The following is a 9,202-nucleotide window of genomic DNA, read 5'->3' on the forward strand; positions in this document are numbered from 1 at the left end:
ATTTTTGATTGTTCTTGCCAAGCTTCTGAATTTACTTTATCACTTAAAGTGTAATTTTGGTCGTCTACGCAACGATCAATAGGGATTAAAAACCCGAAGACTTGACACATAAATTTATCCCGCTTTGCGGGTATCCCGGGATTCCGGGAGATTCTGCTATGTCCAGGTGCTTTGGCACTAAAAGCAAAATGCTGATTCGAGGTCAGTGCTTTCAGGCTCCCAGAATACCAATGCGAGGGCGCTCGCCCCCAGCGGGGGGCTTGAAGTGCCAACCAAAAATCCATATTTTGCACTTTTTTAAAAAGTACCCAATCTTATAGTCTTTGATATTATTTTAATTTTTCTTGCCAATTTTCTGAAATTGCCTTATGAATTGGCCTGTGTTTTTGATCGTATACGCAGCGGTCAAATAGGGAGCTAAAAGCCCGAAAACTCGTACATGAATTTGTCCCGCTTTGCGGATATCCCGGAATTCCGGGAGTTTTTGCTATGTCCAGGTGCTTCCCAGCACTAAAAGCAAAAAAACTGATTCGAGTTCAGTACTTTTAGACTCCCGGAATACCAATGCGAGGGCGCTCGCAACCGGAGGGGGGGCTTGAAGTGCCAACTAAAAATCCACATTTTATCGACATTCTGATAGGCAAAAGAATCCGTCACAGACGCATTGCAATGGGAGTTTCCCAAAAAGAATTAGGATGCCATTTAAGCGTCAGTTTCCAACAAATCCAAAAATACGAAAAAGGCTTAAACCGTGTAAGTGCCAAATGTTTACTGGAAATCGCCCAAAAACTAGAAGTTCCTATGAACTTTTTTTATGCAGACATTGCCACAAAAGAAGATCTTTCAACAAAAGAAACTCTCTTACACCACAATCAAGAAACCTATAGCGAAAAAGAACACACCCTTTTGAAAAATTTTAGAGAACTCCAGCCGAAAAAACAAAAAGCAATCTTGTGGTTGATTTCTGATTAAGCAAAAGCGCAACGATCAACATTATTCCATTCATATTCCCTTTAAGTCGAATTCAAACCAGCTTCCCCTCAAACAACAGCACTTCATCAGGCTCAATAACTCAAACCCTGCCCTCAAATATTCTAGCACACCACACCCCTTCAAAGAGCAATGTTTTACGGCAGATAGGATAATCAGCTGCATTTTTGTTGTCACTTATAATTTTCCAATGACTTTTGAATGCCTCTATTAATCTTTTTATAGCACTTTTACTCTTTTTAAAGCTTCTTTCTCTGCTTCTTCTTTTAACTTCATGCCATTGGCGCTTTCGTACCTTTTTATTGTTTTTTCAATCTGATCATCAGTCCCTGCTTTAAAGACAATCATTGTTTCAAACGGACGAAATAATGACGATTGCGAAATATGAAAAAAGATATTCGTGCGCAAATTGCTTGGATCACACTCGCTATACCCTTTTCTTTTTAAGTCATGGATAGATATCGTTTTTTTTGACATAGCAAGACCAATAACATCGCTATTTTTCTCACCAAAATCTTTCACTGTTAAAAGGTTATTTTCAGCGTCACAAACTGTCGATATATTCATGACTTCGTCAAGAACTTGATCATTTATGTCAAATTGAGCATTGCTGACAAAAATGAATACAAGATCACGCAAAGAACAAGCTTTTTGAAAATAACAAGCATTGTACAAACGTGAGGGAACCCCAAGACAGTTGACTGCTCGTCGAATGATTTTTATAGCGAGCTCATATGATTTTTCATCTAAACGAAGATCACGAATGTCTGGAATGTAGATTTCTTGTGTTTCTTGTAACGGTGCAACTTCACTGTTTAATGCACGATCAATAAGCTTTTCTAACCAATTGTAACTCTCAACATTATCCTGCTCTCGGACAGACGATCTGATCTCTTCTAAAAGATTGTCCAGCCCACACTCTTCTCTAAAAGCACGCTCTCTTCGGTCACACGTCATCGTAAATGTATGGGTATTTTCTCGTTTGTCCGGTATAGATGATGCGTCAATTTCTGGATCATTCACTTTAAATGGATCAACGCTTTCTCCACTTTTAACAGATATCGAATGCTCACCTCTAATAGTATCAAAAACTCTCGCCCCTTGCTCCTCCCTAAAAGAAATGCCTTGTTCAAGAAACATCTTTAATGGATTGGAATCATCCGGTGTTAACGATATACGCTGTATTAAAGAGTCCAAAATTTCCTGTTGAAGCACAGCATCACTTATTAACGAATCTTTCTTATCCTCATAGAAATCCTTTAAGCTTTCTGGAGTATGCCGATTATAACTCTTCACGCCCTCTGCAAACCAGCTGTTAATTAATTCCTTGTTTGTGGCTAATTTCATGAGATTATACCCCCGCTTAAATTTCAAATGATCCTTTTTATCAATAAACTCCAATACAGTTCTTATTAAAGTTCTTGAAAAAAGTTCATTATCTTTTTGTTTTACTTAATATTTACCATATTATAGTTTATTGGTAAATAAGTAAAGTAAAATAAAGTAAGATATAGATGATATTTTTAATATACACCTCCACTTAAACTTGTCTTTGTAATAGGAATAGCAAAAATTTTAACCAAAAACAGGTTAGGGAGCTTTTTTTAAGTCTTTATCTTGATTAAAAAACTGCAAAATAGCAAACTTGATTGTGCAGATAATCATGCTCCATCATCTATTAGCCACTAACAAGAGTGCAATCAATCAAACAGTTAAAAAAAACTTTTAGCAAAATTTTAAAGCAAAAAAACGCACATCACCGAAAAAATGAGAGAGCAGTGCATTTTACGCATCCTCCACCTTTTTCTTAAACAGCAAAACTCCAATCCATCATCAAAATATCTTCGTCTAAAATCCCCCACACCCCCTCAAAGAGCAATGTTTTACGGCGAATAAACGGCATTTGTCTTTAACGCTTTTACGCACAAAGCAATAAAGCAATCCCGCTTGTGACTTCACTTATAACATTGTAAGAAAATAGCTTTCACGACAACCAGGAGTAAAAGAATCCTACGATATTCGAGAACGCTGATTTAACATGCAAAAACACCGACCATTCCCTTTGCTTTGCAATAAAACACCGCTGTTTCATCGTGAATTTTTCTAAATCAGCACGCTTCAAAGAGCGGTGTTATCGCATAATAGGATTATCACCGCCCTTTATAGCGTGAATTTTTCCACACTTAATCTTCAGGCAAAAATTCCAACCGATCTCCTTGTTTTGTAATTTTCACCGTCGTCTCATCATGAATTTTTCCAAATAAGATATTTTCCGCCAGTGGGTCTTGAATTTCTTTTTGGATAATCCGTTTAAGCGGACGCGCACCATAGAGCGGATCATAGCCCTTATCGGCAAGAAATTTTCTCACCTCTGGCTCGATTTGCAAAGTTATTTTGCGTTCATTGAGCAAATTTTGCAAATGTTCTATCTGAATATCGACGATCGCTTCCATATCGTGACGTTGCAGCCTTTGAAAGAGAATAATCTCATCAATACGGTTTAAAAACTCAGGACGGAAAGCCGCTTTCACGACATTCATAACATCATTTTTTGCCTGCTCAACGGTTTGCCCTTCAGGCAAAGCAGTTAAAAACTCAGCACCAAGATTAGAAGTCATAATCAGCAAGGTATTGCGAAAATCGACGGTACGTCCTTGACTATCGGTCAAACGTCCCTCATCCAACACTTGCAACAAGAGATTAAAAATATCAGGGTGTGCTTTTTCAATTTCGTCGAATAGAATGACCTGGTAAGGTCTTCTACGTACAGCTTCGGTCAGCACCCCACCCTCTTCATATCCAACATATCCAGGTGGCGCCCCAATCAGCCGCGCCCCAGCATGCTTTTCCATATATTCCGACATATCGATGCGCAACATGGCATTGGAGTCTTGGAAAAGAAAAGCCGCGAGAGCTTTGGTTAATTCGGTTTTTCCCACACCGGTAGGACCCAAAAACATGAAAGAGCCAAGCGGGCGATTGGGATCTTGCAACCCTGCGCGCGCACGGCGTACAGCGCGAGAAACAGCTTGAACAGCCTCTCCCTGCCCAATCACACGTTTGCTAATTTCATCTTCCATACGCAACAGCGCCTCCCGTTCTGCCTCCAGCATTCGATCAACAGGAATACCGGTCCAGCGTGAAACAATCCGCGCCACATGTTCAGCAGTAACCGTCTCTTCAACGAGATGATTTTGTTGATCATCATTTTCCGCAATGCTCAATTGTTTTTCGAGTTCAGGGATAACGCTATAAGCGAGCTCTCCAGCGCGTTGGAATTGTCCATCACGTTGTGCAATAGCCAAAGCATTACGAGCTTCTTCGAGTTGTTTTTTCAAATCAGCAGCATGCCCTAATTTTTGTTTCTCAGCCTGCCAAGCACTTGTCATCTCAGCGGACTGTTGTTCCAATGTTTTGAGTTCCTCCTGCACATTTTCCAAACGTTCTTTTGCTGTTGGCTCGACATCTGTTTTCAAAGCTTCCCGTTCGATCTTCAACTGTAAAATACGCCGATCAACAGCATCGAGTTCTTCCGGCTTTGAATCGACCTGCATGCGCAACCGTGCCGCCGCTTCATCGATAAGGTCAATAGCTTTATCCGGCAAGAAGCGATCCGTAATATAGCGGTTAGACAAACGCGCCGCCGCAATCAAAGCACTATCAGCCAAGCGCACTTTGTGATGTTGTTCATATTTTTCCTTAATACCGCGCAAGATAGAAATAGTATCCTCCAAAGAGGGTTCCGGTACAAAGACAGGCTGAAAGCGGCGTGCAAGAGCAGCATCTTTTTCGACATATTTTCGATATTCATCGAGCGTAGTAGCCCCCACACAATGGAGTTCTCCGCGTGCAAGAGCAGGTTTTAACAAGTTAGAAGCATCCATAGGACCGTCAGATTTTCCAGCCCCAACGAGATTATGCAATTCATCGATAAACAAAATGATCTGCCCATTTTCAGCTTGCACCTCTGCCAACACCGCTTTGAGGCGCTCTTCGAATTCCCCACGATATTTTGCACCAGCGATAAGCGCTCCCATATCCAACGCATGAAGCTGTTTATCCCGCAAAGTTTCAGGCACATCGCCATTAACAATGCGCAATGCCAACCCTTCCACGATAGCTGTTTTCCCCACCCCTGGTTCACCGATAAGCACAGGATTATTTTTGGTCCGCCGTGAAAGCACCTGAATAGTGCGGCGGATTTCCTCTTCCCGCCCAATCACAGGGTCAAGTTTTCCTTCACGGGCATCTTTTGTGAGATCACGGGCATATTTTTGCAAAGCATCATATTGGCTTTCGGCATGGGGGCTTGTTGCTGTTTTTCCCTTCCGCAAATCATTAATAGCCTCATTAAGCGCCTGCGCTGTCAACCCTCCGTTTGTAAGAATATCAGCAGTTTTTGCGGTCTTTTCCATGATCAGCGCTTGCAACACACGCTCAACGGTCACAAATTGATCACCGGCTTTTTTCGCCAAATCTTCCGCCATGTTAAAGACTTTTGCCAACGGCTGAGAGAGATAGAGCTGTCCATTCCCCCCTTGCACTTTAGGCAAAGCATCAAGTGCTTCGTTAAGCGCCTTTCGAATAAGAGTAAGATCACCACCCGCTTTTTGGATCAGTGATGCTGCCAATCCTTGAGAATCGTCTAACAACACTTTCAACAGATGCTCCGGCAAAAACTGCTGATGATCAGAAGCAAGGGCACCACTTTGTGCTGATTGTAAAAAACCCTGCACGCGTTCGCTATATTTTTCCAAATTCATTTTTTTTCCTTAAATCTCAAGCCACCACCGCACTTTAAATTCCCCCAACATTCCACAAAAGAGACATCTTCAAAGGACAGCCCACCCCCCACAAAACACCGCAAATGATGCCGCATGAAGAAGAACCGTAGTGCTAAAAAGAATATGGGTTTTTACACGCCTCATAGCAAGAGGGAGAAAAAAATACGCTATCAATTTAAACAAAAACCGCAACTCCCCTATACGCCCCACCAGCCCAGCTTCCCCACCAGCCCAGCTTCCCCACCAGCCCAGCCTCCCCACCAGCCCAACCCCAACCGGCCTAGCCGCACTATTACAGTCTCTTCACCCCCAATGCTCCCATCGATGTCAGACAAAAGCCCACCATGACAAAAACACGCACAACACATAGCCCCCCACTCCTTTTTCACAAACACATTTTTACGCTTTTACATCTTTACAGAACGAAGCCAAGGAAAGGCTTACCACCCCACACCGCTTTGTAAACACTGTTCTGTAAAAGAACCCAGCTTTTTGCCTAGTACCCCCCTTACAGTCTTCAGACTCCCCTCCTCAAACGACAGCACTTCATCAGGCTCAACAAATCAAGCTCTATCTCCTTAAATCACCATTCCTTCACGCATCTCTTTGCACCACCGCCTTACCAACACTCTTCTCCTATCCATGCGCACTCTCTCCATTCTCCCTTCCCGTTTTTCTCTCCCGTCACACACTCACAACTTAACAGCACTCTTCCTCCCAACTTCCATTCACAGACTCTTTCCCTCATTTATCTCGCCACATTTCTCACCATGACAAAAACACACACAACACATAGCCCCCCACTCCTTTCTCACAAACACATTTTTACGCTTTTACATCTTTACAGAACGAAGCCAAGGAAAGGCTTACCACCCCACACCGCTTTGTAAACACTGTTCTGTAAAAGAACCCAGCTTTTTGCCTAGTACCCCCCTTACAGTCTTCAGACTCCCCTCCTCAAACGACAGCACTTCATCAGGCTCAACAAATCAAGCTCTATCTCCTTAAATCACCATTCCTTCACGCATCTCTTTGCACCACCGCCTTACCAACACTCTTCTCCTATCCATGCGCACTCTCTCCATTCTCCCTTCCCGTTTTTCTCTCCCGTCACACACTCACAACTTAACAGCACTCTTCCTCCCAACTTCCATTCACAGACTCTTTCCCTCATTTATCTCGCCACATTTCTCACCATGACAAAAACACACACAACACATAGCCCCCCACTCCTTTCTCACAAACACATTTTTACGCTTTTACATCTTTACAGAACGAAGCCAAGGAAAGGCTTACCACCCCACACCGCTTTGTAAACACTTTTCTGTAAATAATTCAAATACTTGTCTAGCAAGTTTCCACCACTGACCACTCATTCGTTTCAGATCACCTTCCATTCCTCCCACACTCTTCTCCAACCAACGCACTCAACAACACTCTTCATTTCTCTTCCAGTCTGGCACCTCCCCCAATCCTCTCACTACATTCTATGTCAGACAAAAGCCCAACGTAACCAAAACACGCACAATATATAAATCCACAAATCCTCCGCTTCACTTTTACGGATATACATTTTTACGCTTTTACATCTTTACAGAACGAAGCCAACGAAAGGTTCACCACCCCACACCGCTTTGTAAACACTGTTCTGTAAACAATCCAACTTCTTATCTCAAAGGCCCCCTACTGATCACTTTGTATAGTTATCACCCACCCCACAAACGAAACTGTTTCATTAGACTAGACAGATAAGTCCAGCCTAAAACATTTATCACACACTCTAAAAAACGCCTAAATGTGAATATTGATTATGCTGATATCACACCCCTCCAAATAGCGCCGTTTTATGGCATAACAGAATAGAAAATTTTTGATTGTTCTTGCCAATCTTCTGAAATTACTTTATCACTTAAAGTGTCATTTTGATCGTCTACGCAGCGATCAACAGGGAAAACAGGCCCTAAACCCTAGCGTACAATTGAGCCTACTTTTGTGGGTATCTCGGAATTCCGGGAGTTTTTTGCTATGTCCAGGTGCGTTTCCGCACTAAAAGCAAAAAACTGACTAGAGCTCAGTATTTTGACTCCCGGAATACCAATGCGAGGGCGCTCGCAACCGGAGGGGGTGTAAAGTTCCAACTAAAAATCCAAATTTTATCGACATTTCTGATTAAGCAAAAGACGCGATTTATAATCCATATTTCGCACTTTTTTAAAAAGTACCCAATCATATAGTCTCTTTGAGATTATTTTCATTTCTCTTGCCAATCTTCTGAAATTACTTTACAAATTAAAAAATGTTTTTTGATCGTCTACGCAGCGATCAAGAGGGATTCAAAAACCCTAAGCTCTAGCGTAAAATGAGCCCACTCTTGTGGGTGTCCCGGAATTCCGGGAGTTTTTGCTATGTCCAGGTGCTTTAAGCACTAAAAGCAAAAAGCTGATTTAGGTTCAGTATTTTCAACCTCCCGGAATACCAATGCGAGGGCGCTCGCAACCGGAGGGGGGGCTTGAAGTGCAAACCAAAAATCCAAATTTTATCGACATTCTGATAGGCAAAAGAATCCGCCACAGACGCATTTCAATGAGCCTTTCCCAAAAAGAATTAGGAAGCCATTTAGGTGTTAGTTTTCAACAAATCCAAAAATACGAAAAAGGCTTCAATCGTGTAAGCGCAGGATGTTTACTCAAAATCGCCCAAAAAATGGAAGTTCCTATAAGCTTTTTTTATGCAGACATTGCTACAAAAGAAGATATCTCAACAAAAGAAAATACCCCACTCCGTGATCAAGAAACCTATAGCGAAAAAGAACACACTCTTTTGAAAAACTTTAGAGACCTCCAGCCAAAAAAACAAAAAGCAATCTTGTGGTTGATTTCTGATTAAGCAAAACGCCCCCATCAACATATCCTCTCCCCCTTAAGTCAAATTCAAACCAGCACACCTCAAATAGCGCCGTTTTATGGCATATTGATTTTTCTTGCCAATCTTCTGAAATTACTTTACAAATTAAAAAATGTTTTTTGATCGTCCACGCAACGATCAATAGGGAACTAAAAGCCCTAAATCCGAGCGTACAATTGAGCCTACTTTTGTGGGTATCCCGGAATTCCGGGAGTTTTTGCTATGTCCAGGTGCTTTAAGCACTAAAAGCAAAAAAACTGACTCGGATTCAGTACTTTTAGACTCCCGGAATACCAATGCGAGGGCGCTCGCAACCGGAGGGGGGGCTTGAAGTGCAAACCAAAAATCCAAATTTTATCGACATTCTGATAGGCAAAAGAATCCGCCACAGACGCATTTCAATGAGCCTTTCCCAAAAAGAATTAGGAAGCCATTTAGGTGTTAGTTTTCAACAAATCCAAAAATACGAAAAAGGCTTCAATCGTGTAAGCGCAGGATGTTTACTCAAAATCGCCCAAAAAATG

Annotated in this window: 9 protein-coding genes; 3 read left to right on the forward strand and 6 right to left on the reverse strand. The window is 41.9% G+C overall.

The genetic code is table 11. From position 1 onward, the window contains the following. The first annotated feature begins 600 nt into the window (after nt 1-600). Complete coding sequence (locus ACFIK7_RS09225) at nt 601-972, forward strand: helix-turn-helix domain-containing protein (protein WP_375643507.1); 372 nt, start codon at nt 601-603, stop codon at nt 970-972. Nucleotides 973-1,209: 237 nt separating this feature from the next. Here the strand turns inward: ACFIK7_RS09225 and ACFIK7_RS09230 are convergent, their stop codons facing one another. The 6 genes from ACFIK7_RS09230 to ACFIK7_RS09255 all read right to left on the reverse strand — a co-directional run bounded on the left by ACFIK7_RS09230 (nt 1,210) and on the right by ACFIK7_RS09255 (nt 7,201). After that, entirely contained in the window at nt 1,210-2,337 is a 1,128-nt protein-coding gene (locus ACFIK7_RS09230; RefSeq protein WP_375663266.1) for a hypothetical protein, read from the reverse strand. Between the two features lie 836 nt (nt 2,338-3,173). Further along, nucleotides 3,174-5,753, reverse strand: coding sequence for an ATP-dependent chaperone ClpB (clpB, locus tag ACFIK7_RS09235; RefSeq protein WP_375631423.1), 2,580 nt, complete (start codon nt 5,751-5,753; stop codon nt 3,174-3,176). A gap of 218 nt (nt 5,754-5,971) precedes the next feature. Beyond that, nucleotides 5,972-6,169 (reverse strand): hypothetical protein, encoded by a 198-nt coding sequence (locus ACFIK7_RS09240; protein ID WP_375663267.1) that lies wholly within the window; start codon nt 6,167-6,169, stop codon nt 5,972-5,974. Nucleotides 6,170-6,393: 224 nt separating this feature from the next. Beyond that, a complete protein-coding gene (locus ACFIK7_RS09245; protein WP_375658169.1) occupies nt 6,394-6,522 on the reverse strand; it encodes a hypothetical protein in 129 nt (42 codons plus the stop codon). A gap of 297 nt (nt 6,523-6,819) precedes the next feature. Then, entirely contained in the window at nt 6,820-6,948 is a 129-nt protein-coding gene (locus ACFIK7_RS09250) for a hypothetical protein (RefSeq protein ID WP_375658169.1), read from the reverse strand. Nucleotides 6,949-7,066: 118 nt separating this feature from the next. Further along, nucleotides 7,067-7,201: a hypothetical protein gene (locus ACFIK7_RS09255; RefSeq protein ID WP_375663268.1), complete on the reverse strand. Its 135-nt coding sequence runs from the start codon at nt 7,199-7,201 to the stop codon at nt 7,067-7,069. Nucleotides 7,202-8,288: 1,087 nt separating this feature from the next. Between ACFIK7_RS09255 and ACFIK7_RS09260 the strand changes: the two genes are divergently transcribed. Further along, on the forward strand, nt 8,289-8,660 hold the full coding sequence (locus ACFIK7_RS09260; protein WP_375663269.1) for a helix-turn-helix domain-containing protein: 372 nt from the start codon (nt 8,289-8,291) through the stop codon (nt 8,658-8,660). A gap of 350 nt (nt 8,661-9,010) precedes the next feature. Further along, the coding region (locus ACFIK7_RS09265; protein WP_375663270.1) for a helix-turn-helix domain-containing protein at nt 9,011-9,202 on the forward strand (192 nt) is incomplete at its 3' end.

Origin of the sequence: Bartonella sp. CL266QHHD (genome assembly GCF_042195355.1) — a bacterium.
GTDB lineage: Bacteria > Pseudomonadota > Alphaproteobacteria > Rhizobiales > Rhizobiaceae > Bartonella.